Raw genomic sequence first — 22245 nt, 5'->3', positions numbered from 1 at the left:
CGCGATACGGGCTCGACCGCGCCCGTCAGCGCCCCATCAACCGAACAGGCTCCACTCGTCCTCGATGAGCGAGAGCGCGTTGATCAGCTCGACCGCGAGCTCGCGCTCGAGCCACTCGTCGATGCGCTGGCCCGCGGCGATCGCGCTGAAGCCCGCGCGTGGGATGCGCTTCGCGAGGTGCGAGAGGCACGAGCCGGTCCGATCGAGGCGCGCGACCCAATCGGTGTCGCGATAGGCATACCTGGCCTGGTGGAACAGCGAGCCGCTGAGCGCCGAGATCCTGTCGCGGACGACGTCGGCGGGCTCGGCGCGGGACGCGATCGCCTCGCGCACCTCGCCGATGGCGCGCAGCACGAGGCAGACCGGCGCGCCCGGATGGAACGAAGTGCGCTTCGGTGAGAACGTCAGCCCGTCGAGCGCAAGGAAGTACCAGGCCTGCGGCGAGGACACGCGATAGAGGTATGCGGCGTTGCAGGCGTCGGCCGCCCTCATCGCGATCTGCCAGGCGCCTTGCTCGTCGATGCCGTCCTGCTCCGCGGGCATCCCGTCGATGCGCTCGATCCCGGCGCCGCTGGCGAGCGGGTCGGCCCACGCCATGACCAGGACCGAGGTCGCGCACGACCAGCTGCACAGGAGGCGCGCGCTCGCCTCGGCGGACACGCGCCCGCTCGGCGCGATCCAGACGAAGCGCCCCTCCTTGAGATCGGCGCGGTACTCGTGGAGCGCGGCGCCGTGGCCTTCGAGCTGCTGGAAGAGCTCCTCCCCCCGCGCCGCCCAGCGCTGGGCGAGGACCTCCTCGGCGCTTTCAGAGGGCGTGTCGTCCCAGTCGAGCTCAGGCGGCCGGGGCGGCGAGAACTCCGCGTCATCCGCTCCGCTCTTCGCCTTCGCGTTCCGGGGTCGGCGCTTCGGCGGCGCGGCGCTGGCCTGCTCGCCAGCGCGCGCTCTCGGGGGGCGCATCCTCGGCGCCGCCGGTGGCTCGGCCGCCGCGCGCTTCCCCGGCGCTGCCGGTCGCTTCGCGACGGCGGCCTCCACGAGCGAGGTCGCGCCCTTCGCCTTCCTGGGCCTGGCGCGCGAGCTTGCGGGCGCCCCCCGCTCCTGCCCGTCGCGCAGCGCGGCCGGCGGGCCCGCCTTCGCGCCCCCGCGCTCGCCCGCCTTGCCATGACGCCGCGCGCGCGCGGATCCGCTCGATGCCTTGACGGTGCGCCTGGGTTCGGCCGATGTCCCTCGACCGCGCGGTTTGGGCATTGCGACAGGCTATCACGAGCTCGAAGCGCAATATCGATGGAGGCGCCCCGGGAAACGCACATGGTGAGCCGAGCGCCAGATCGCTCGGAGCGCAGGTCCTGGAGCCCGGAGCCGGAGCGCGCGCCGCCGGGACGCGCGTGTCGCGCGTGTTCAGGTCGTGTTCAGTTCGCTTCGCCGAGGGCGCGCCGAACTACCTTCTTGAATTTCGCGAGCGGCTGGGCTCCGCTGACCAGGTAACCGTTGATCACGAACCCGGGAGTCCCGGTGATGCCGGCGCTCCGCGCGGCCTGCGCGTCGGCCTCGACGGCGGCGCGATGGGTGTGCTCGTCGAGCGCCTTTGCGAAGCGCGCCGCGTCGAGCCCGAGGCTCGCGGCGTGCTGCTCCAGGGCCGCGCGGTCGAGGTTCGATGCGTCGTGAGCCTTGAAGAGCAGGTCGTGCATCTTCCAGAAGCCGGCCGGCCCTTTCTGCGCGAGCGCTTCCATGGCCGCTTCGGCGGCCAGCTGCGCCTCCGGGTGGAAGGGGAGCGGCAGGTGGCGGTAGACGACACGGACCTTGCCCGGGAACGCCTTGATGAGCTCGTCCATCGTGGCGGCGGCGCGCGCGCAAAAAGGGCACTGGAAGTCGGAGAACACCTGGATGACCACCTTGCCCGTAGCCGCGCCCTTGCTGGGGTGGCCCTTGGGCGCCGGCGGCACGGACACCTTCGGCGGCGGCGCCGGCGGGACCGCCTGCTTCTGGATGGCCTCGTACACCTTCGCGCGCGGCGTCCCGGCCACGACCATCGCCTCCGCCTTGGCGATCTCCTCGTCGATGATCGCCTGGAACTTCTCGATCGGCTGCGCGCCGACGAGGCTGCGGCCATTGATGAAGAAGTGCGGGGTCCCCTGGGCGCCGAGATCGTCGGCGAGATCCACGTCGGCCTCGATCTTGGCGGCGTGCTTGTGCGAGGCGACGGCGCGCTTCACCGCGTTGACGTTCAGCCGGAGGTCCGCGGCGACGGCCTCGAGGGCGGCGTCGTCGAGGGCGGCCTCGCCGGCGAGGAGGCGATCGTTGGCCTGCCAGAAGGCGTCGTTTCCCTTCTGGGCGCGGGCCTCGCGCGCGAGCTCTGCAGCGGGCTCGGCCCGGGGGTGGAACGGGAGCGGGTGGTCCTTCCAGACGACGCGCAGCTTGTCGCCGTACTGCGCCCTGAGCTTCTCGACCGTCGGCGTGACCCGCCTGCAGAACGGACACTGATAGTCGCTGAACAGCACCATCGTGACGAGCGCCGTATCCGCGCCGCGCACGGGCGAGTCGCCGACGGGCACGAGGTGCACCACGCCGCCGTCGCCTTCCTCTTCGGCGTCGTCGGGCTCCTCGGCAGGAGGAGCGAAGTTCTTCTTCGCGAGCGCCGCGTAGATCTTCTCCGGCGGCGTCCCCTCGGCGCGGAGCGCCTGCGCCGCGGCGAGCTGCGCGTCGATGATCTCCGCGAACCGCTCCGCCGGCTGCGCGCCGACGAGGAGGACGCCGTTGATGAACGCCGCCGGCGTGCCGTTCACGCCGAGCCGCCCGGCGAGCGCCATGTCCGCGTCGACCTTCTGCGCCGCCCTGCTCTGCTGGACGAGCTGCGGGATCTGGCCGGGGGTCACGCCGGCCCGCCGGAGCGCGGTGGCCTGGACCTCCGGCGAGAGCCGCTCGTCGGCCGTGAAGATGGCGTCGTGAAACGCCCAGAAGGCCTTGGGACCCGCGTGCGCGAACACCGCCATCGCGGCCTCGGCCGTCGGCCGAGCCTGCTTGTGGAAGGCGAGCGGGAAGTTCTTCCACACGACCCGCAGCCGCTCCGCGCCGTACCGCTGCTCCAGCTGCCTCAGCGTGCCGCCCAGGTGCTTGCAGAAGGGGCACTCGAAATCGGAGAACACGACGATCGTCACGGGCGCGAGCCGGCTGCCGCGCGCCGGATCCGCGCGGGTCACCGGCACCGGACCGGGGTCGCCGTCCGCGACCATCACCTCGTCATCGAACGTCGCTCCCGGATCAGCGGCTGGGCCCGGCTGCCGCGCGGGGGCGCCGCTGCTCTTCGCCTGCGAAGCGTCTGGAGGGGGCGGCGGCAGCGCGGAGCTGCAAGCCAGGGCGAACAGCAACGAGAGCCAGGCGACGGCGGCGATGGCGCGGCGAGACATCGCGCGAGTGTACTCCGGTTCCGCGATGACGCCTTCGCCGCGCGGGCGTCGCTGTGCCCAGCGCGGAACGCCTCGCCGCGCCGCCAGGCGCGATTGACGCCCTCGCCGCCTTCGGCCATGACGGGCGCGGCGCGCCGCTCTGCCGCGCCAGGAGAGCGCACCGGAAAGCCATGGAGAAGGTCTACAGCGCCGCCCGCGTCCAGCCGGAAGAGCACAGGGACGTCCTCGCGCAGCTCTGGAAAGAGAACCTCGCCCACGGCGAGGTATCGCAGGAGCTCGTGGAGCGGCGGATGCGCTGGTTCCAGGAGCAGAACCCGGCCGGCCCCCCGCGGACCTGGATGGGCTTTCACGGACCGGAGCGGGAGATCATCGGGAGCGGCTCGTTCTATCCGCGCGACCTGGTTGTCGACGGGCGCAAGCTCAAGGCCGGCGTGCTCGGCGACTTCGGCGTGACCAAGGCGCACCGCATCGCGGGGGCCGCCATGAGCATCCAGCGAGAGCTCGCGAGGGGCTGCCGCGACGCCGGGGTCGATTTCGTGTTCGGCTTCCCCAACAAGGCCTCATTCCCGATCTTCCAGCGCGCCGGCTACAAGAAGATCGCCGATTCCATCATCTGGGTCCGGCCCCTGATGGCCGCGTACAAGCTGAACGAGCTCGCTGCCTCGTCGGCAGGCGAGCAGCGGAACATCGTGAGCGCGGTGGTGCAGCGGGTCGCCGAGCGGGCCGCGTCGGCGGTCCCCCACCCTCGCTGGCGCGCGCTCTGGGAGGCGGCGGAGCCGGGCGCCCCGCCCGCCCCGCTCGCGCAGGCGCTGTCGACCGCGGCGGAGCGCGCCATCCAGCGGGCGACGGTGAAGCCGGACAACCTCCTGGTCCGGGCCGCGGGCAGCGCCCTCGATGCCTCGATGGCGCTCCGGGACACCGCCGCGCTGCTCGCGAAGGGGAGCCGCGTGCGCACCGAGCTCGTGGACGCCGCCGATCACCGCTTCGACGCGCTGTGGTCGCGGGCGAAGCCCTGGCCGGTCGTCGGCGAGCGGAGCGCCCAGTTCCTGAACTGGCGCTATGCGCAGCTCGGCAACGTCCGATACCGCTTCTTCTGCATGCTCGACCGGCACGACGGGCGGCTGCTCGGCTACGCCGTCTACTCGGTGCGGAACAACAAGGTCGAGATCAGCGACCTGTTCTGCGAGGACAACGGCCCCACGTTCGACGCCCTGCTGCTCGAGTTCTGCCAGGCGATGCGGCGAGAGGGGCACGTCTCCGTGGGCATGCTCCTCGTGACGCCCCCTTCGTTCAGCGCCCGCCTGCGGGCGCTCGGGTTCTTCTCCCGCCCCCACCCGCCGAACGTCGGCTCGCGGTGGCTCATCGTCCACCTCGATCCCGCCTTCCCCGACGAGCTGCGGCGCGTGCTGCTCGACGCGGAGAGCTGGTTCATGACCGACGGCGAGCTCGACGTCTGATCGCCCGGGCTCCCGCTTCCCGGGGGATCCCACCGATCCGCTGGACCACCTCCTTCCGCCGGTTACCCTTGCCTCTCCATGGATAACGAGGCGCCGGCCCTGTCCATCGCGCGGCTGCGCTCCGTCTGGGATGCGGAGGTAGGCCCCTCCGCGCGCCGCGCGCTCACCGCGGCCGCTTGCGCAGGGCTGTTCGGCGCGGCGCACGTGGCGCGCGTGGGGTCGCCGCTCGCCCGCGGGCTCGCCGGCGCCGGGCTCGCGCTGCTGCTCGCGGCGATCGCCGCGCGGGCCATCCTCGTGCGGCTGCGGCGCGGCGACGCCCGGCGCACGGTGCGCGAGATCATCGGTCGCACGGACGAGGCGCTCGGCGCCGCCACCCTGCGGGCGCTCACGCTCGCGGATCGCGCCGCGGCCGACGATCGCGTCGGCTCGCCGGAGCTCGCCGGCCTGCACCTCCGGCGGCTGCTCGGCCGCGCCTCGCAGGCGCGCGTCGTCGAGCGCGCGCGCCAGGCGGCGACGCGGTGGGCGAGCGCGGGCCTCGCCCTCGGCGCGGCGGCGCTCGCGGCGGCGGCGATCGAGCCGTCGCGCGTCGTCGAGGGGCTGGACGTCCTCGCCGCCCGCGGCGGCGAGGCTCCCCTCGATCTGCCGTGGATCGAGGAGGTCGAGATGACGGCGGCGCCGCCCGAGTACCTGCACCAGGGCGCGGAGGAGCTCCTGCCGTTCGCCCCGACGATGCAGCCCCGAGGGACCGTGATCACGGTGCGCGGCCGCCCCGTCCGCGCGGGGCGCGCGCTCGTGCTGACGGACGGCGGCGCCGAGGTGCCGTTCGTCGACGACGGCAAGGGCAGCGTCGTCGCCCGCTGGACGCTCGGCGAGTCGACGACCCTCCAGGCGGCCGCGCGCTTCGGGCAGGTGCGCGTCCGGCAGGCCGACGCGCAGCGCGTCGTGTCGATCCCGGACGACGCCCCGCGCGTCACGCTCGAGGGCGCGCCGCGCACGGTGAAGCTCCTCGACGAGCCCAGCATCCCGCTCCGCTACGAGATCACCGACGATCACGGCCTGCGCGAGGTCGATCTCGTCCTGCGCGCCGGAGCGAAGGAGGAGCGGCGGGTGCTCTCGCGGCCGGCGGCGGACGCGAAGGTCGACCGCGGAGGCTACGAGCTCCGGGCGCGCGATCCCTTCTTCCGCAGGACGTACGTGCCCGTCGAGGTGCGGATCGAGGCGCGGGACAACGATCCTATCGAGGGCCCGAAGTGGGGCAGGAGCGAGGCCATCCTGGTCGTCCCGCCGCAGGTGGGCGAGCCCGAGGCGCGGCGCTACGCCGCGCTCGTGAAGGCGCGCGACGCCCTCACGGATCTGCTCGCCGACCGCATCGGCCAGAGGACGCCGGAGGCGGGCGGCGCCAAGGCGCACGCGGCGCACGAGGCCGAGGTGCAGGCGACGGCCAAGGCGGCGGTCGAGGCGGCGCTCTCCGCGGATCACGGCGGGCTGCGGGTGCGGGGGCGCGTCGCGTCGCTCGCCCGAGGTCAGCTGGCCCGGCTCGACACGGCGCTCGCCGCCGAGCGGAAGTCGACGACCCGCGCGGCGCACCAGGAGCTGCTCGACGAGACCGAGGGCGCGCTGCTCGCGTTCGACGCCGGCCTGCGCGGCCTGGGCCACCGCGACGCCCGGGCCGTCGCGCAGCGGCTCGCCGACGTCGCGGACGAGGCGGCGGCGGCGGCCGAGCTCCTGGGCAGCGGCGACCGCGAGGGCGGCGAGGTCCGCCTGGAGGCTGCCGTCGCGGTGCTGGGCGGCGGGGGGGTCGAGCTCGGCAAGCTCGGCGAGCTCGGCCTCGACCTCGGCGAGATCGTCGCGAACGACCTGCGCCGGATCGCGCGCGCCCGCGGCGCCAGCGACTGGCTGCACGCCGAGCTTTCGGCGCGCGACCTCGCGGCCCGGCTCAGGCGGCCGGAGCCTTCGTTCGGCGGCGGCGGCCGCGGCGGGGTGGAGTCGGGCGCGCCGCGCGGGCCTGACCCCGGGGACGCGTCGAACGCCGACGAGAGCGTCGCCCAGAGCGAGCGGGATCTCGAGGAGCTCGCGCGCGATCACGCCGCCGAGACGAACGCGGTCGCCGAGGAGCTCTCGCGCGCGTCGCGGCCCGAGGACATCGCGGCGCTCCGGGAGGAGGCGAAGAAGCACGCGGAGGCGATCCGAGAGGCCGTGCGGGACCTGCCGCAGCCGGGCGCGGCGCCGGGCTCGGCCGAGTCCGCCGCGGCGGCTGGCAGGGAGCAGGCCGAGGCGATGGCCGGCGCGCTGGAGCAGGGCCGCCCCGAGGAAGCGGTGACGAGCGGCCGGGGCGCGATGCGCTCGCTGGGCGACGCGAAGCGGCTCGGCGCGCAGGCCGGCGGCTTCTTCCCCGAGGAGCGCGCCGCTCGCGAGGCCGGCGAGGCGCAGCAGGCGCTCGCCGAGGAGCTGGCCTGGGCCGAGGAGGCGCTGCGCAAGCTGCGGCAGGCGGCGGCAGAGCGGGCGCGGGACGGCCTTGGAAAGTCGAGCCAGCGCGAGGGGTCGCTCGCTGACCGCGCGCGCGATCTCCGCAAGCGGGGCGAGCGCGGCGACGGCCGCATGCCCGAGGAGATGCTCGATCGCCTCGACGAGGCCGAGCAGGCGATGCGCGACGCCCAGCGCGCCCTCGCCGAGGGGGACGGCGAGGGCGGCAACGAGCGCCAGCGCGACGCGCAGCGGCTGCTCGAGATGTCGCGCAGCGAGGACCAGGGTCAGGACGGCGACGCCGAGTCGGAAGGGGATCGAAACATGGCGAGGAAGGCCGACATCCCGGACAAGGACAAGCACAGGGGCCCCGAGGAGTTCCGCCGTCGCGTGCTCGAGGGGCTCGGGGGGACCTCGGAGCCGCGGCTGCGAGAGGCGGTCAAGCGTTACGCGGAGGGGCTCCTGAAATGACGCGCACAGGCGGCGGGGCGGCCACGGCTCGGCGCGGGGCGACGGCGATCGCGAGGCGCGGCCTCCGGGCGGCGATCCTCGCCGGGCTCGCGACGGCGTCGGCGACCGCGTCCGGACGCCTCACGGTCGGCGATCTCGATCGCGCGGCGCGGGCCCGGGCCGCGATCCTGGAGATCGACGTCCCCGCGGCGCGGGACGCCCTGAAGGACGCGGATCCGGCGGACCTCGCGCTCGCGCTCGAGCGCGGCCGCCTCGCCATCTACGAGGGCGACTGCGACGCCGCCTCGGCGATCCTCGCGCGCCCCGATCTCGCGGCGACGGCCGAGGGCGCGGCGCTCGGGGACATCGCGCGCGGCTGCGCCCGGGCCACCGCGGCGACGGTCGTCGTGAACGACGAGGAGCGCGGCGTCTGGGTGCGGCTCCAGGACGACGACGATCGCGCGCTCGTGCCGCTCCTCGTCGACGTCGCGGCGAGGACGCGCGACGTGCTCGCGAAGGACCTCGGCGTCGAGCTCCTCCGGCCGCTGCGGATCGATCTCGTCCGCGATCAGTTCACGCTCTCCGCGATGACGGGGCTGCCCGAGGACGCGGCGCGGACGACGGGCACGGTCGCCATCGCCAAGTGGGGGCGGGTGACGATGCTCTCGCCGCGCGCCACGCCGAGCGGCTATCCCTGGCTGGACACGCTCGCGCACGAGATAACCCACCTCGCCCTGTCGCGCGGGACGCGCGACAACGCCCCGCTGTGGCTGCAGGAGGGCGTGGCCAAGCGCGAGGAGGTCCGCTGGCGCGAGCCCGACCCGCTGGACGACGTACCGTCCGCGGACGCGATCGCCTTCCTGGGCATCCAGAGGGGCCTCGGGCGTCCGCTCGACAAGATCGGCCCCTCGATCGCGATGCTCCCGAGCGCGGAGGAGGCGGCGGTCGTGTTCGCCGAGGTCGCGAGCTTCATCCGTTACTGGACGAGGGAGGCGGGCGACACGGCGCTGCCGCAGCTCCTGCGCCGGCTCAAGGACGCGAGCAGCGACGCGGACCTCGAGCGGGCGATCGCCGAGATCTCCGGCGCGGACCTCGCGGCCTGGGACAAGCGCTGGCGCGCCTACCTCGCCAGCTTGCCGGCCGACGTGCCGCTCGACCTCGCGCCCGGCGCGGACATGCCGCACCGGCAGGAGGTGAGCAAGCGGGTGCGGCTCGGCCAGCTGCTCCACGACCGCGGCCACCACGCCGCCGCCGCGGTCCAGCACGCGCGCGCGCAGGCGCTCGCGCCGCACGAGCCGGCGGTGCGCTGCTTCCTCGCCGCCGCCTTGCTGGCGTCGGGCGAGCGCGCGAGCGCCTCGCCCCTCGTCGAGCGGGTGGAGGACGTGCACAGCCGCTACGGCCGGTGGTGGTCGCTGCACGGGCTGCTCCACGGAGGCCCCGACGGGGACCGCGCCTTCTCGGCGGGCACGGCGCTCGATCCGCTGAACCCCGACGTGGCCTGCGAGGAGAAGCTGCCGCCCGATCTCCCCGGCGATCCCCTCCGTTCGGCCCTCTGCGAGGCCGCGCGCCGCAGGGCGCGCTAGCCCGTCGCGTCCGAGATCCAAAAAAAGACGGCGAGCCGAGGAAATAGCGCCGCTCGACGCAATGGCGCGCGAGCGGCGGTTTGTTCGCGAGGGCGCCCGCTCCGGATTCCGTCGCGCCGGAGCGCGCTCCTACGGTGCGCGGGATGCCGAACCCTGGTCGCATCCCCTTGATGATCGCGCTGGGCCTCGCCCTGCCGGCCCCGGCCTACGCCCACGGCACGCAGCGCGCGCCGCCGCCGCGCGTGCACAGCGAGTTCAGCGCGTCCTCCGTGCTGGCATTTGGCCTGACACCGACGGCGGGCCTCGGCCTCTCGCCCGCCGCCGCTCTCCGCTGGTCCGACCTGTCCGTGTCGCTCGAGGCGCGGGCGCTCGTCGCGCTGGGCGGCCCTCCGAGCGATCTGCCGAGCGCCGGGCCGCGGCGCATCAGCGCCGGGCTGGGGGTCATGTCGCTCTGCAGGCACCGGGACGACGTCTTCCTGTGCAACGTCGTCCAGCTCGGCGCTGTCCGCGCGCCCGTCTCAGAGAGCGTCACCCAGGCGGAAGGCGACGTCCTCTGGCTGCTCACCTCCGGCGCGCGCGGCGGCGCCGAGTGGCGCATCGCGCGGTATCTCCAGCTGCGCAGCTTCCTCGAGCTGCACGTCGTCCTGGCGCGCCCTCTGCTCACGGCCGGCGCGGCCGCGCGGTGGAAGACATCGGCCGTCGCGGCGATCGCCGGGATCGGCCTGACGTTCCCGGTGGACCCGGGGTGAGGAGGGTCGCGCCTGCGCCCCGCGGCCCGCGTCTCCGCGGGCCCAGCGCGGCGCGTGCGTCGGGCCGGAGGAGGTCGCGCGCACAGCGCGGCCTCAGTGCTTCGCGCGGAGCGCGCGCGCCAGGGTGTTCCTGCCGACGCCCAGCCGCTTCGCCGCTTCCGTCTTGTTCCCCTCGCACGCCCGGACCATCGCCTCGACGTAGCGCCGCGTCACCTCGTCGAGGGTGAGCCCCAGCGGCAGCGCCACCCGCGCGTCGCCCTCGGGCGCCGCGGCGGCGTGCGGCGGGGCGCCTTCGCCCCGGCGCGTCGGGAGGTGCCCCGCGGAGATGCGGCCGTCCGGCGCGAGGGCGATGGCGCTCTCGACCCAGTGCTCGAGCTCGCGCACGTTGCCTGGCCACGTATGAGCGCGGAGGTGGCGGAGCGCGTCCGGATCGAAGCGCGGCGACGGCCTGCCGTACCTCGTCGCGTAGACGTCCGCGAAGTGCCGCGCCAGCGTCTCGACGTCGTCGGGGCCGCGCTCGCGCAGGGCCGGCAGATCGATCTCGACGACGCGCGCGCGATAGTAGAGGTCCTTCCGGAAGCGCCCCTCGGCGACCGCGCGCTCGAGGTCGCAGTGCGTGGCGCACACGACGCGGACGTCGGCGCGGAGCGACTGGCGACCGCCGACGCGCTCGAAGGAACGGTCCTGCAGGAAGCGAAGGAGCTTGCCCTGGATGTCGAGCGGCAGGTCCCCGAGCTCGTCGAGGAACAGCGTGCCTCCCTCGGCGAGCTCGACCTTGCCCGGCACGCGCCGGTCCGCGCCGGTGAACGCCCCCCGCTCGTGGCCGAAGAGCTCGCTCTCGACGAGCTGCGCCGGCAGCGTCGTGCAGTCGACGGTGACGAAGGGCCTCGTCTGGCGCCGCGAATTGACGTGGATCGCCCGGGCGAACAGGCTCTTGCCGGTGCCTGTCTCCCCGCGGAGCAGCACGGTCGCGTCGGTCTGGGCCGCCAGCTGGACCTTCTCGTACACGGCGGTCAGCCGCTCGCTCCGGCCGACGATCCGGTTGAACGGCCCCTGCAGCACGACCCCCGGGCCGCCGCCCTCGGCAGCGCGGAGCGTCGTCAGCGAGAGGGCGCGGGCGAGCTGCGTCGCGAGGGCGACGAGGTAGCGCTGGTCCTCCTCGTCGAAGGGCGCGCCAGCGCGGTTCAGCAGCTGGACGACGCCGCGGACCGGCGCGGCGCCGTCCTCGCGGATGGGCGCGACGAGCATCGAGCGCGTCGTGTAGCCCGTCGCCCGGTCCGCCGACGGATCGAAGCGCGGGTCGCGCGAGGCGTCGTCGACGCGCACGACCTGTCCGGTCGTGGCCACGTGCCCGGCGATGCCGCGCTCGAGCGGCTGCCTGAGCGAGGGGAGCTCGGGCAGCAGGGCGACGCGCGTCACGAGATCGCCGCGCTCGGCGTCGACGAGCCAGATCGTCGCGCGGTCGGCGCGGAGCGCCTTCGCGAGCCGCTCGCACGCCGTGCCGAGGAGGGCGTCGAAGTCGACCTCCCGGGCGAGGAGGGAGGCGAGATCGACGAGCAGCGAGAGGCGCGACATGGATAGCGGAGCAGCGTCCAGCATAGAGGGCGCCGCGCTTGTCGTCATCCGCGTCATCACGCGGCCCGCGCGAGGGCCTCGACGTGGATGCAGAGCCCCTCGCGCGCGGCGACCGAGCCAGGGAAGAGCTCGCGGGAGAGGCGCTCGATCTCCGCGACGCCGGCGTCCGTCCGCTGCGGGTCGTGATGGAACAGGACGAGCTTCCGCGCGCCGCACGCCCGCGCGATCTCCGCGCCCGCGACGTACGTCGAGTGCCCCCAGCCGACCTTCGAGCGCCCGCCGTCGCCGCGGTACTCCTCCGGGGTGTACTGCGCGTCATAGATGAGCACGTCGGCGCCGTCCGCGAGCGCGCGCAGCGCCGGATCGACGCAGGCGTAGTGCTCGGTGTCGGTCGCGTAGACGACGCTGCGGCCCTCGTGCTCGACGCGGTAGGCGAGGACGCCGCCCGGGTGGTTGAGCTTGGCGATCCGCACGTGCACCTCGCCCACATCGAACGCCTCGCCCGGCCGCGCCTCCCGCACGGCGATCTGCGCGCAGAGCTCGTCCATGCGGACGGGGAAGCTCGGCGCGGCCATCTGCGTCGAGAGCACCTCGCGGAGGCTCCCGACCCCGTGCGCGCTGCCCACGAACGACAGCCGCGAGCTCGGCAGGTACGCCGGCACGAAGAACGGCAGGCCCTGGATGTGGTCCCAGTGCAGGTGCGACAGCAGCACCGTTGCCTCGACCGGTCCCTCCCGGAGCAGGGCATCTCCGAGCTTGCGTACGCCCGTCCCTGCATCGAGGATGATCCGTGACGATCCGCAGCGAACCTCCACGCAGCTTGTGTTTCCGCCCACCGCAGCCGTCTCCGGCCCAGGCGAAGCGATGCTCCCGCGAACTCCCCAGAACTTGATCTCCATCGTTGTTGCGAGCCTCCTCGGCCCTCTTCAGCGAGCGGCGTGCCAGGAGGCATGTACTTGAAATCGCTCAGCTTTTCTGCTGCGCCCGCGGAGGTCGATCGAAGTTGCAGCGCGAGGTCCGGATCGCCGCTTCAGAATGGAGCGCGTCGAGCGGACGGCCCGCGGGCCCTCGCGCCCCCATTTGCGCGGAGCGGCGCTTCGCGATTGACGCGCTCGCAGCGACGTGGAGAAACGTGGGGCGCGGGGGACGGGCCTGGCGTCGCGCCTCGGATCGCGCTGTGCGTCGCGTCAAGGCTGAGCTCCCTCGCTGGTTGGGGACCGCGCCGACGCTGGAAGGTTCGCCTGACCCGAGCGTTGACCAAGGTCCTTCCTGAGGCCTAGCATTCCTGCACCGCTCTCTTTCCCGCATCGTTACCGCTGCTCCGCACAATGACCGTTGCCACCTACGCCGCCGCACAGCTGTTGCGGGTGCTTCCGCGAGAGCGCATTACCCGGGCCGTTGGCCGCCTCTGCGACGCCAGAGCACCCGCCGCCGTCTTGAACACGGTGGTGAAGCTCTACGCGCGCGCGTACCGCGTCGACATGGACGCCGCCGAGGTGCTGACGAGCCCTTACGAGAGCTTCGACGCGTTCTTCACGCGCAAGCTCCGCGAGGGGATGCGCCCTGTCTGCTCCGATCCCGGAGCCATCACCAGCCCTGCCGACGGACGGGTCGAAGCGATCGGCCCCGTGACCGAGGGCGGGCGGCTGACCATCAAAGGGCAGCCCTACCGCGTGGAAGACCTCGTGGGCGACCCCGCAGAAGCCACGCGCTATGACGGCGGGCAGTTCGCGATCGTCTACCTGTCGCCCCGCGATTACCACCGGGTCCATTCGCCCGTCGCCGGGCGGGTGAGCCTCATCCGCTCGATGCCGGGGGAGCTGTTCCCGGTGAACGCGATCGGCGAACGCCACGTCCCGGGCCTCTTCGCGCGCAACCGGCGCGTCGCGATCGTGATCGACACGGAGCGCCAGGGGCGCGTTACGGTGGTGATGGTGGGCGCGATGATCGTCGGACGGATCACGGTGAGCGCCGTCGACGCGCGCGACGTGCCGCTCGGCCTGCACACGATCTCGCCGGCGCTTCCGGTCGCGTGCGGCGAGGAGATCGGCAAGTTCCACCTCGGATCCACCGCGGTCATGTTCGTGGAGCGCGGGGTGGCGCCCCCCTGGAGCAGGGCTCCTGGGCCGATCCTCTACGGCGAGCCGCTGGACGGAGGGGGCCAGCGATGACGAGCGAGCGGCCGCGCAACCCCCTGGCTACGCCCGCCCAGGAAGGCGGCGCCTCCGGAGAGCCCGGCGCGCCGCTGCCGGGCGAGGCAGGGAACGCGGCCGCACCGGCGCCGCAGGGAGAGCAGGGCTCGCTCCTCGCGCGAGCGTCCGCTCCACGGCCCGAGCGCTCGCCCAGCGCGCGCCCGCAGCTCGCGACGACGACGCCGCTGCCGCGCCTCGATGTCATCGCGGGCATCGCGGACGGGAGCTCCAGCGGGCAGATCGCGGAGATCCCGGACCTCGATCTCGACCCGCGGATCGCCGGACCGCCCACGGAGCGCTCGCGGCACGGCGCTCCCCTGCCGACGAACCCCAGCTCCAGGCGGTCCTGGCAGTCGCTCGCGACGGAGGTGGAGCGGGCGGCGGAGGTGGAGCGCGGCGAGGGCGCGAAGACCGGGCGACGGCGCTCGCGACGGCTCGTGAACGTGTCTGGAGACGCAGCGCAGCAGGGCGACGATCAGGTCGCCACGCACGACCGCGCCACCGTGCCCGAGGATGCCGCGGCGCAGCGCTCGCGCGACGAGGCGGACGACGACGGGTGGCCTAGCGCCTCCGAGAGGCGGCCCAGCTACCCGACGCTCGATGCCCCCAGGCATCCCAGCGAGCCCGCGCTGGATGGATCCAGGCCCCCCAGCAAGCCGGCGGCGGCGACGGCGGCGGCGGCGAACCTGGCCGAGCTGGTCGCGCCCCGTGCGGTCCCGCGCCCGTCACCGAAATCCTCGAGCATGCCGCCGACGCCGGCGCCGAGCGGGCTCATCATCGATCCCGATTCGGTCGCGGTGATCCGGCCGCTGCAGATTGTCAACATCGAGTCGGACCTGCCGCCGGTGCCGCCGGTCACCTTGGCCATCGAGCCCGCCAGACCGCCGCTCTTGACCGATCCGGCGGAGCACGAGTGGCCGCCGCTCCAGTTCAGGATCCGGCCGGACGATGTCCCGACCGGGATGGGCCTCGAGTCGTTCCCGGAAGGCCTCTCCGAGGGCCCGCCGACGGCGCGCGACGCCGCCTTCGACGCCCTCCAGCCGCAGCCTCGAAGGCGGCCCAGGAGGCAGGCCTCGGCGCCGGAGATCGACGCGCACCCCTTGGACTGGCCGCTGGGGGCGGGCGCGGACGAGGTCGCGGAGCTCGAGCCCGAGTCCGAGCCCGTCGCCGAGGCGAAGGCCGAGCTGTCGGGCGCTTCTCCCGCGGGCGGCGAAGGCCAGCAGGCGCAGGGCGACGCGACGCGCATCACCGTGCCGCCGAGGAGCACCGAGGTCGAGCTCGAGGAGGTCGAGCCCGAGCGCGACGCCGAGCTCGCCCACCCGGGCTCGGCCGCGCAGGCCGATCCGCACGCCACGCACCCCAAGAAGCCACCGCCGCCTCCCTTGCCGCCGCGGCGCCCGCGCGCGCAGGCGCTGGCATCGCCGGATCTCGCGACGTTCACGAGCTCGGTGCCGCCGCCGCCCGCGTCGGCGCCGCCCGTGTCGGCGCCTTCGTCGCACGGCGAGCCGTCCGCGTCCGCGCGGCCCGCCGCGGCGCCCGCCGCGGCGCCCGCGGCGAAGCAGGTCGAGCACGATTCCGGCCCCTCGACCGAGCCCGCCGCGCGCCGGAAGCGCCCGTGGTGGGAGGAGCTCTTCGGCGACGACTTCCTGCGCACGCTCGACAAGATCGACAGCAAGGTGGTTCGCCGCGAGGTCGATTTCATCGAGGAGCGGCTCGGCGTCGAGAAGGGTGCGGTGATCCTCGATCTCGCGTGCGGCGCAGGCGGCCACGCGATCGAGATCGCCAGCCGCGGCTACAGCGTCGTCGGCTACGACCTGTCGCTCGCCATGCTCGCCCGCGCCGCCGACGAAGCGCAGGACCGCGGCCAGAAGCTGAACTTCCTCCAGGGCGACATGCGCGAGATGACGTTCGAGGAGACCTTCGACGGCGTCTACTGCTGGTCGACGAGCTTCGGCTACTTCGACGACGAGAAGAACGCGGATGTCCTCGCCCGCATCCGCCGCGCCCTCCGCCCGGGCGGGATGCTCCTGCTCGACATCGTCAACCGCGACTATGTGGCGTCCCGCCAGCCGAGCCTTGTCTGGTTCGAGGGGGACGGCTGCGTCTGCATGGATGAAATGCATGTGGATTTCTTCACGAGCAGGCTCAAGGTGAAGCGCACCGTCATGTTCGAGGACGGCCGCTCGCGCGAGCTCGACTACTCGCTCCGCCTCTACGGGCTGCACGAGCTCGGCAAGGTGCTCCACGAAGCGGGCTTCAAGGTCACCGAGGTGACCGGACACCCTGCGCACCCCGGCGTCTTCTTCGGCTCCGAGTCGCCGCGGCTCATCGTCCTTGCCGAGCGGAGCTGAGGCGCTAGGGCTCCCCGCGAATGAGCTTCGAGGCCGCGATCGCGCGCGCGCTGCCGGGGATCCCGCGCAGCGCCTCCCCCGTCGATCAGATCGCCTACGCCCGCGATCTCTGGCCGCGGCACCACCTCGCGGTGACGGAGGGCCGCATCGCCGAGCACCGGCCCGGGATGATCGTCTGGCCGTCCTCCGCGGAGGAGGTCGCCCAGGTGGTGCGCTTCTGCGCGGACGAGGGGCTCCCCTTGGTGCCTTTCGGGGCGGGCTCGGGCGTGTGCGGCGGCGTGTTGCCGGACGAGCGCACGGTCGTGCTCGACCTCAAGCGGCTCTCCCGCCGCCGCTCGCTCGATCGTCAGGCCCCGTCGGTCGAGGTCGAGGCCGGCGCGCTCGGCATCCGCTTCGAGGAGGAGCTCAACGCCGAGGGCTTCACGCTCGGCCATTTCCCGTCGTCCATCCTCTGCTCGACCGTGGGGGGCTGGGTCGCGGCGCGCAGCGCCGGCCAGTGCTCCGGGCTCTACGGCAAGATCGAGGACATGGTCGCGTCGCTCGAGTGCGTCGTCGGCCGCGGCGAGATCGTCCGCTTCGATCGGCGCGCGCGAGGCCCGGATCTCACGCCGCTCCTCATCGGCAGCGAGGGCGTGCTCGGCGTGGTCACCGCCGCGACGCTCCGGCTGCACCCGGCGCCGCCGGCGCGCGCGTTCGCCGCGTTCTCGTTCCCCAGCGTCGAGGCCGGATGGGACGCGATGCGGGCGATGTTCCAGGCCGGCCTCCGCCCGGCGGTCTCGCGGCTCTACGACCCGTTCGACTCCTTCATGGCCCGGCTGGGCGCCGTGCGCCGGCAGCGCGCCCACGCCGGCGCAGCCGATGAATCCTCCGAGGGGGCGGCCGCTCGGGGGCACGGCGCGCGCGGCCCTGGGGCCGGCGCCGCGGTGCTGCGCGGCCTGCTGCGCGCGCCGGGGCTCCTCAACCAGATCGTCGACGGCGTCGGGTCGCGCGTGCTCCGCGGCGCGACGCTCATCCTCATCTTCGAGGGCACGGCGCGCGCGAGCGCGGACGACCTCGCCCGCGCCGCGGCGATCGCGGAGCGCGGCGGGGCCAGGCCGCTCGGCGAGGAGCCCGCGCGCCACTGGCTCGCGCACCGCTACAGCGTGAGCTACCGCCAGGCGCCCGTGTTCATGGCGGGCGCGTTCAGCGACACCATGGAGGTCGCCGCGCCCTGGTCGCGCCTCGACGGGCTCTACCGCGCGGTGCGCGGCGCGCTCGGGCGCCACGTGTTCGTGATGGCTCACCTGTCCCACGCGTACCCGGACGGCTGCAGCATCTACTTCACCTTCGCTGGCAGCGCGCCGAGCGTCGCGGCGGCCGAGGCGAAGTACGACGCGGCCTGGCGGGCGGCCCTCGACGCCGCGATCGACGCCGGCGGGACGCTCTCGCATCACCACGGGGTCGGCCGGAGCAAGGCGCCGCGGCTCGGCGCCGAGCTCGGCCTCGGCGTCGACGTCATCCATGCGCTCCGCGGCGTCTTCGACCCCGCCGGCGTCATGAACCCTGGCAACCTGCTCCCGCGCGAGGCGTCCCCCGCCGCGCGGCGCCCGCTGCCGCCGCCGCCCGCGGCGCCTGTGCTCGACGGCGACTCCATGCTCGTGCACGCCGCCGGTACCGATCGCCTCGGCGACATCGAGCGCGCCCTCGAGCAGCGCGGCCTCACGCTGGCGATCGACTTCAGCGCGACCTCGCCCGAGCTGACGCTCGACGCGTGGATCGCGGCGGGCGCCCCCGGCGCCCCGGATCCGTGGAGCGATCCGGTCGATCACCTCGTCGCCGGGTTCACCGCGCGGCTCGCGTCCGGCGCCGAGCTCGCGGTGCGGCCCGCCCCGCGGCGCGCGGTGGGCCCCGATCTCTTCGCGCTGTTCCTCGGCGTGGGTGGGCGCGTCGGCGCCATCACGTCCGCGCACCTCCGTGCCCACGGCGCGTCGCGGTCCCGCGCCCTGCCGACCGCGCTGGCGAGGCAGCCGTCGCTCCGTGACGACGAGGCGGCGTGGCTCGACGCGGCGGTGAGCGCCGCCCGCGGCGTCCGCTGAGCGCGGTCGGCGCGGCGCTCCTCGGAGCGCGGACGGCGCGGACGGCGTTCAGCCGGGAGGCCAGGCCATCGGCCTTCCACCCATCACGTGGACGTGGATGTGGAAGACCGTCTGGCCGGCGTTCGCGCCGCTGTTCACCACGGTCCTGAAGCCGCTCTCCGCGATGCCGGTGAGCTCTGCGACCCGCCGCGCGGCGAGGAGCAGCCGGCCGAGGACGGCCTCGTCCTCGGCCGTGGCCTGGGCGATGCCCGCGATGTGGCGCTTCGGGATGACGAGCGCGTGCGTGGGCGCCTGCGGGTTCACGTCGTGGAAGGCGATGACGTGCTCGTCCTCGAACACGACCTTCGACGGGATCTCCTTGTTCGCGATCTTGCAGAAGATGCACATGGCCGCCTCCTACTCCCAGGGTGCTTGCGAGTCGCGCCGCGCCCGGTCACGCGGCAGCGCCCTGGTCCCGGGGTCCGGCTCTCCCGGCTCCCCCTCGCCAGGAGACTCCAGCGCTCCGCCGGCCTTCCCCTCGGGCAGCAGCCGGGCGAGCGCGCGCTCGATCCGCGACGTGTCCGCCGGCTCGGGGAGGAGCTCATGCGGCAACGCGGCGCCTGTCGCCGAGCTCGGCGCGGCGCCCCCGCCGCCCGGCTGCTCGGCCCGCGGGACCGCCCCGCGCGCGACCGCGATGCGGAGCACCGCGAGCTCCAGGGCGTCGAGCGCGGCGGTGCGCTTCAACCCGAGCGACGGCACGTCGTAGGTGAGCAGCGCGCCGCCGCTCGCGGCGGGCGCGAGCCCGGCGCGGTCCGCGCCCGCGACCAGCTGCCGCACGATGCTCCTGAGCAGCGCCGCCCGCCGCCGCACCCGGCGCGCCTCCGGATCGGCGTACAGCGAGAAGAAGCGGTTTCGCGAGAAGGTCGACGGCGCCAGCACGAGCGCGACGAGCAGCGCCTCCAGATCGACGGGCGGCGCCCCTCTCTCGATGGACGGCGCCCCCATCACGTGGCGGGCTCCAGCGCGGGCCCCGAGAGCCCGCCGCGCCGCAGGAGCTCTGCCTGGCGGTGCGTGCGCAGCGCGCCGATGAGCTCGTCGAGGTCCCCTTCGATGATCTTGTCGAGCTTGTGCAGCGTGAGGCCGATCCGATGATCCGTCACTCGGTTCTGCGGGAAGTTGTAGGTCCGCACCTTCTGCGCCCGCTCCCCCGTGCCGACCATGGTCCTTCGCTCGGCGCTCTGGGCCTCTTCCTGCCGGCGCTGCTCGAGCTCGAGCAGCCGGCTCCGGAGCACCTTCATCGCCTTCGCCTTGTTCTTCAGCTGGGAGCGCTCGTCCTGGCACTTCACGATCATGCCCGTCGGCAGGTGCTTGATCTGCACGGCGCTGTTCGTCGTATTGACGCCTTGGCCGCCGGGGCCGCCCGACGCGGCGATCGAGATCTCCAGGTCCTTGTCGTCGATGTGCACGTCGACCTCGTCGGCCTCGGGCAGCACGGCCACCGTCGCGGTCGAGGTGTGGATCCGCCCCTGCGTCTCCGTCGAGGGGACCCGCTGAACGCGGTGGACGCCGCCCTCGTACCGGAGGTGGGAGTAGACGTCCTGCCCCGTGATCAGCGCCGCGACCTCCTTGTAGCCGCCGGCGGAGGCCTCGCTCAGGTTGAGCACCTCGACCTTCCACCGCTTCGTCTCCGCGTAGCGGCAGAGCATGCGGAAGAGATCGGCGGCGAAGAGCGCCGCCTCCTCGCCGCCCTCGCCGCTGCGGATCTCGATCACGGTGTTCCGCGTGTCGTTGGGGTCCTTCGGGAGGAGGAGCACCTCGAGCTCGGCGGCGAGCCGCTCGCGCTCGATCTCGAGCTCGGGAAGCTCCGCCTGCGCGAGCTCGGACAGGTCGGGATCGCTCAGCGCCTCGCGATCCTCGGCGATGCGCCGCTCGACGTCCCGCAGCCGGGCGAAGGCGGCGACGACGGGCTCGATCTCGGTCCGCTCGCGGTTGAGCCGCTGGAGCTCGGCCGGCGCGGAGAGCACCGCCGGGCTGCACATGAGGTGCTCGAGTTCCTGAAAGCGGCGCTGAACCGCCTCGAGTTTCGCGATAGGTAGCATCTGCAATCCGAAGACGACGCGGGGTTGGACGGCGGCGAGGGGCCCGGCGGAGCCGGCGCGCTAGCCGTGGGCGCCTGCGTAGCCGGGGTCGGCCAGCAGCTTGGAGTAGTCGGCGAACACCCGATCGGGCTGGACTGGAGCGGCCACCGAGGCCTCGCGCCAGAGCGTCGCACGGAGCGACGCGAGGGCGATCTCCAGCTGCGCATCCTCGGGCTCCGCCGTCGTGATCTTCTGGACCAGGAACCCCGGCCAGAGCAGCGCGCGGAGCGGGCCGGTGGTGCAATAACGCGCGAAGATCCGCTGGATCTCGAAGGTGACCGCGGCGATCAGCGGGAGGAACGGCAGCTTCATCAGGAAGAACGTGACGCTCTCGACGAGCCGGCCACCAGGCAGCTTGGGCAGGAGCGCGCCCAGGGACGCCCCGGCCACCGAGAACACCACGATCGACACGAGCGCCACCATGACCAGGAACGTCGTCCCGCAGCGGGGGTGCATGGCCGTCTTCCGGCGCGCGTTCTCGACCTCGAGGACCTCGTGCGCCTCGTAGGTGGAGATCGCCTTGTGCTCGGCGCCGTGGTACTGGAAAACGCGTCGAACCTCGGGGATCTGGCGGATCAGCAGGAGGTAGCCGACGACGATGGCGAGCTTCGCCACGCCGGTGATCGCCTGGAACGCCGGCGACGTGACCTCGAGACCGAGGCCCAGGAGCTTGTTGACCAGCTCGGCGCCGGCCTGGGGCGCCGCCACGAAGAGCAGGACCGCGAAGAGGATCGGGATCATGCCCATCCCTCCTCCCCGCTTCTTCCCCTCTGCGCCGCCGCCCGGCGCGGGGCTGCCCGTGACCTGCGCGGGCTCCACGTCCTGCGCCGCGATCGCCGCCATGCTGAGCGCCAGGGAGGTGAGGTTCACCCCGCCCGCCTGCCCTGCGCTCGGGCGCTTCGACTCCGGCCCCTTGGCCGAGCCCGCCTCCTCGGCCGAGAGATCTTGCTCGTAGAGGTCCGCGGACCAGCGGAGCGCCTGGGATCCCAGGCGGAGCGACTCGACGAGGGTCGCGACCCCCCGCACGAACGGCCAGGTGCGCGGCCCCTTCGAGACGGCGGTCATCGGCTGCTCGCGCACGACGAGCTCTCCCGAGCGGCGCCGGCAGACGATCGCGACCGAGCTCGGCGACCGCATCATGACCCCTTCGATGACCGCTTGGCCACCGATATACGGACGTGCAGGCTGATCGCTCATACGCGTTCCAATCTAGCGCATAACACGGCCAGCGCATCGGCCCGACCGACCAGCGCCGCACAGGTGAATGTGCCGACGTTGTCATGTTCGCGTCCGCCGCGCGCGACGTCTCGGCCGCTCACGCTCCGCGCAGGGCTAGCGGGCGCTAGGCGAACGAACCCATCCGCCACGCCCCGGGCGGGCGCGGCGTGACGGGCGAATCCGGTGAAAGAAGGGATATCGGGCGTAGAGGGACGATCGGCCCGGCTACTTGCCTGCGGTCGCGTACTTCTTGCGGAAGCGGTCGACGCGGCCGGCGACGTCCATGATCTTGTGCTTGCCCGTGTAGAACGGGTGGCAGGCGGAGCAGACGTCGGTGGTGAAGCTGCCGCGGGTGGAGCGGGTCTCGACGACGGCGCCGCACGCGCAGGTGATCGTGGAGGCCTTGTACTCGGGGTGGATGCCGGGCTTCATGGTGAGTCCTTCGGGTGTTGCGAGGGAGGGCGCCTATAGCTCAGCGCGTCTTGGACCGCAAGAAGCCCCTCAGACGCGCCCGCTCTTCTATCTCTCGTCTCGTCCGGTTCTCGTCCGGCCCGCTCGACATCGTTTGCGCGGGTTTGCGCGGGTTTGCGCGAGTTCTGCGCGAGTTCGCGCGG

16 protein-coding genes are annotated in these 22245 nt (G+C 73.8%); 7 read left to right on the top strand and 9 right to left on the bottom strand.

Annotated elements, in window-relative coordinates; genetic code table 11:
- Positions 1-36: 36 nt before the first annotated feature.
- Together WME73_RS49710 and WME73_RS49705 are read right to left on the bottom strand one after the other, a co-directional pair.
- Entirely contained in the window at positions 37-1245 is a 1209-nt protein-coding gene (locus WME73_RS49710; protein WP_437743292.1) for a hypothetical protein, read from the bottom strand.
- Between the two features lie 161 nt (positions 1246-1406).
- Positions 1407-3401 (bottom strand): DsbA family protein, encoded by a 1995-nt coding sequence (locus WME73_RS49705; protein ID WP_437914150.1) that lies wholly within the window; start codon positions 3399-3401, stop codon positions 1407-1409.
- Between the two features lie 170 nt (positions 3402-3571).
- On the opposite strand from WME73_RS49705, the gene WME73_RS49700 reads away from it, so the two are divergent.
- From WME73_RS49700 to WME73_RS49685, 4 genes are all read left to right on the top strand, one after another.
- Positions 3572-4858, top strand: a complete 1287-nt coding sequence (locus WME73_RS49700) for a GNAT family N-acetyltransferase (RefSeq protein WP_437743290.1) — start codon at positions 3572-3574, stop codon at positions 4856-4858.
- 78 nt (positions 4859-4936) lie between these two features.
- Positions 4937-7792, top strand: a complete 2856-nt coding sequence (locus tag WME73_RS49695; protein WP_437914149.1) for a DUF4175 family protein — start codon at positions 4937-4939, stop codon at positions 7790-7792.
- Positions 7789-9354, top strand: coding sequence for a hypothetical protein (locus WME73_RS49690; RefSeq protein ID WP_437914148.1), 1566 nt, complete (start codon positions 7789-7791; stop codon positions 9352-9354). The genes WME73_RS49695 and WME73_RS49690 overlap by 4 nt, the downstream gene beginning before the upstream one ends.
- 143 nt (positions 9355-9497) lie before the next feature.
- Positions 9498-10103 carry a hypothetical protein gene (locus WME73_RS49685; RefSeq protein WP_437914147.1) on the top strand — a complete coding sequence of 202 codons (606 nt, stop codon included), beginning with the start codon at positions 9498-9500 and terminating at the stop codon, positions 10101-10103.
- A gap of 93 nt (positions 10104-10196) precedes the next feature.
- Here WME73_RS49685 and WME73_RS49680 read toward each other — a convergent pair whose 3' ends face one another.
- Both WME73_RS49680 and WME73_RS49675 read right to left on the bottom strand, forming a co-directional pair.
- Positions 10197-11678 carry a sigma-54-dependent Fis family transcriptional regulator gene (locus WME73_RS49680; RefSeq protein WP_437743286.1) on the bottom strand — a complete coding sequence of 494 codons (1482 nt, stop codon included), beginning with the start codon at positions 11676-11678 and terminating at the stop codon, positions 10197-10199.
- Positions 11679-11734: 56 nt separating this feature from the next.
- Positions 11735-12577, bottom strand: coding sequence for an MBL fold metallo-hydrolase (locus tag WME73_RS49675; RefSeq protein ID WP_437743285.1), 843 nt, complete (start codon positions 12575-12577; stop codon positions 11735-11737).
- Positions 12578-13006: 429 nt separating this feature from the next.
- Here WME73_RS49675 and asd point away from each other — a divergent pair, with 429 nt between their 5' ends.
- From asd to WME73_RS49660, 3 genes are read left to right on the top strand one after another with little or no spacing between them, the layout of a single operon-like run.
- The gene (gene asd, locus WME73_RS49670; RefSeq protein WP_437743284.1) at positions 13007-13849 is read left to right on the top strand and encodes an archaetidylserine decarboxylase; all 843 of its coding nucleotides are present in this window, start codon (positions 13007-13009) and stop codon (positions 13847-13849) included.
- The gene (locus WME73_RS49665) at positions 13846-16221 is read left to right on the top strand and encodes a methyltransferase domain-containing protein (protein WP_437914146.1); all 2376 of its coding nucleotides are present in this window, start codon (positions 13846-13848) and stop codon (positions 16219-16221) included. The genes asd and WME73_RS49665 overlap by 4 nt, the downstream gene beginning before the upstream one ends.
- 20 nt (positions 16222-16241) lie before the next feature.
- Entirely contained in the window at positions 16242-18296 is a 2055-nt protein-coding gene (locus WME73_RS49660; protein ID WP_437743282.1) for an FAD-binding protein, read from the top strand.
- A 48-nt stretch (positions 18297-18344) separates the two neighbouring features.
- Here the strand turns inward: WME73_RS49660 and WME73_RS49655 are convergent, their stop codons facing one another.
- The 5 genes from WME73_RS49655 to rpmE form a co-directional block, all read right to left on the bottom strand.
- The gene (locus WME73_RS49655; protein ID WP_437743281.1) at positions 18345-18683 is read right to left on the bottom strand and encodes a histidine triad nucleotide-binding protein; all 339 of its coding nucleotides are present in this window, start codon (positions 18681-18683) and stop codon (positions 18345-18347) included.
- A gap of 9 nt (positions 18684-18692) precedes the next feature.
- Positions 18693-19280 (bottom strand): hypothetical protein, encoded by a 588-nt coding sequence (locus tag WME73_RS49650; protein ID WP_437914145.1) that lies wholly within the window; start codon positions 19278-19280, stop codon positions 18693-18695.
- Positions 19280-20374: a peptide chain release factor 1 gene (gene prfA, locus WME73_RS49645; RefSeq protein WP_437743279.1), complete on the bottom strand. Its 1095-nt coding sequence runs from the start codon at positions 20372-20374 to the stop codon at positions 19280-19282. The genes WME73_RS49650 and prfA overlap by 1 nt, the downstream gene beginning before the upstream one ends.
- A 60-nt stretch (positions 20375-20434) precedes the next feature.
- Complete coding sequence (locus WME73_RS49640) at positions 20435-21553, bottom strand: DUF1385 domain-containing protein (protein ID WP_437914144.1); 1119 nt, start codon at positions 21551-21553, stop codon at positions 20435-20437.
- 303 nt (positions 21554-21856) lie between these two features.
- On the bottom strand, positions 21857-22063 hold the full coding sequence (gene rpmE / locus WME73_RS49635) for a 50S ribosomal protein L31 (RefSeq protein ID WP_012241637.1): 207 nt from the start codon (positions 22061-22063) through the stop codon (positions 21857-21859).
- Positions 22064-22245: the final 182 nt, after the last annotated feature.

The organism is Sorangium sp. So ce302, from assembly GCF_051530145.1.
GTDB classification, from domain to species: Bacteria; Myxococcota_A; Polyangia; order Polyangiales; family Polyangiaceae; genus Sorangium; species Sorangium cellulosum_B.
Note: the sequence above shows the minus strand (reverse complement) of the source record. Positions and strands in the feature narration are given on the sequence as shown.

Excerpts from the sequence above, each read along its gene's own strand:
- WME73_RS49710 (WP_437743292.1), bottom strand. The coding sequence starts at position 1,245 with ATGCCCAAACCGCGCGGTCGAGGGACATCGGCCGAACCCAGGCGCACC.
- WME73_RS49705 (WP_437914150.1), bottom strand. The coding sequence starts at position 3,401 with ATGTCTCGCCGCGCCATCGCCGCCGTCGCCTGGCTCTCGTTGCTGTTC.
- WME73_RS49700 (WP_437743290.1), top strand. The coding sequence starts at position 3,572 with ATGGAGAAGGTCTACAGCGCCGCCCGCGTCCAGCCGGAAGAGCACAGG.
- WME73_RS49695 (WP_437914149.1), top strand. The coding sequence starts at position 4,937 with ATGGATAACGAGGCGCCGGCCCTGTCCATCGCGCGGCTGCGCTCCGTC.
- WME73_RS49690 (WP_437914148.1), top strand. The coding sequence starts at position 7,789 with ATGACGCGCACAGGCGGCGGGGCGGCCACGGCTCGGCGCGGGGCGACG.
- WME73_RS49685 (WP_437914147.1), top strand. The coding sequence starts at position 9,498 with ATGCCGAACCCTGGTCGCATCCCCTTGATGATCGCGCTGGGCCTCGCC.
- WME73_RS49680 (WP_437743286.1), bottom strand. The coding sequence starts at position 11,678 with ATGTCGCGCCTCTCGCTGCTCGTCGATCTCGCCTCCCTCCTCGCCCGG.
- WME73_RS49675 (WP_437743285.1), bottom strand. The coding sequence starts at position 12,577 with ATGGAGATCAAGTTCTGGGGAGTTCGCGGGAGCATCGCTTCGCCTGGG.
- asd (WP_437743284.1), top strand. The coding sequence starts at position 13,007 with ATGACCGTTGCCACCTACGCCGCCGCACAGCTGTTGCGGGTGCTTCCG.
- WME73_RS49665 (WP_437914146.1), top strand. The coding sequence starts at position 13,846 with ATGACGAGCGAGCGGCCGCGCAACCCCCTGGCTACGCCCGCCCAGGAA.
- WME73_RS49660 (WP_437743282.1), top strand. The coding sequence starts at position 16,242 with ATGAGCTTCGAGGCCGCGATCGCGCGCGCGCTGCCGGGGATCCCGCGC.
- WME73_RS49655 (WP_437743281.1), bottom strand. The coding sequence starts at position 18,683 with ATGTGCATCTTCTGCAAGATCGCGAACAAGGAGATCCCGTCGAAGGTC.
- WME73_RS49650 (WP_437914145.1), bottom strand. The coding sequence starts at position 19,280 with ATGGGGGCGCCGTCCATCGAGAGAGGGGCGCCGCCCGTCGATCTGGAG.
- prfA (WP_437743279.1), bottom strand. The coding sequence starts at position 20,374 with ATGCTACCTATCGCGAAACTCGAGGCGGTTCAGCGCCGCTTTCAGGAA.
- WME73_RS49640 (WP_437914144.1), bottom strand. The coding sequence starts at position 21,553 with ATGATGCGGTCGCCGAGCTCGGTCGCGATCGTCTGCCGGCGCCGCTCG.
- rpmE (WP_012241637.1), bottom strand. The coding sequence starts at position 22,063 with ATGAAGCCCGGCATCCACCCCGAGTACAAGGCCTCCACGATCACCTGC.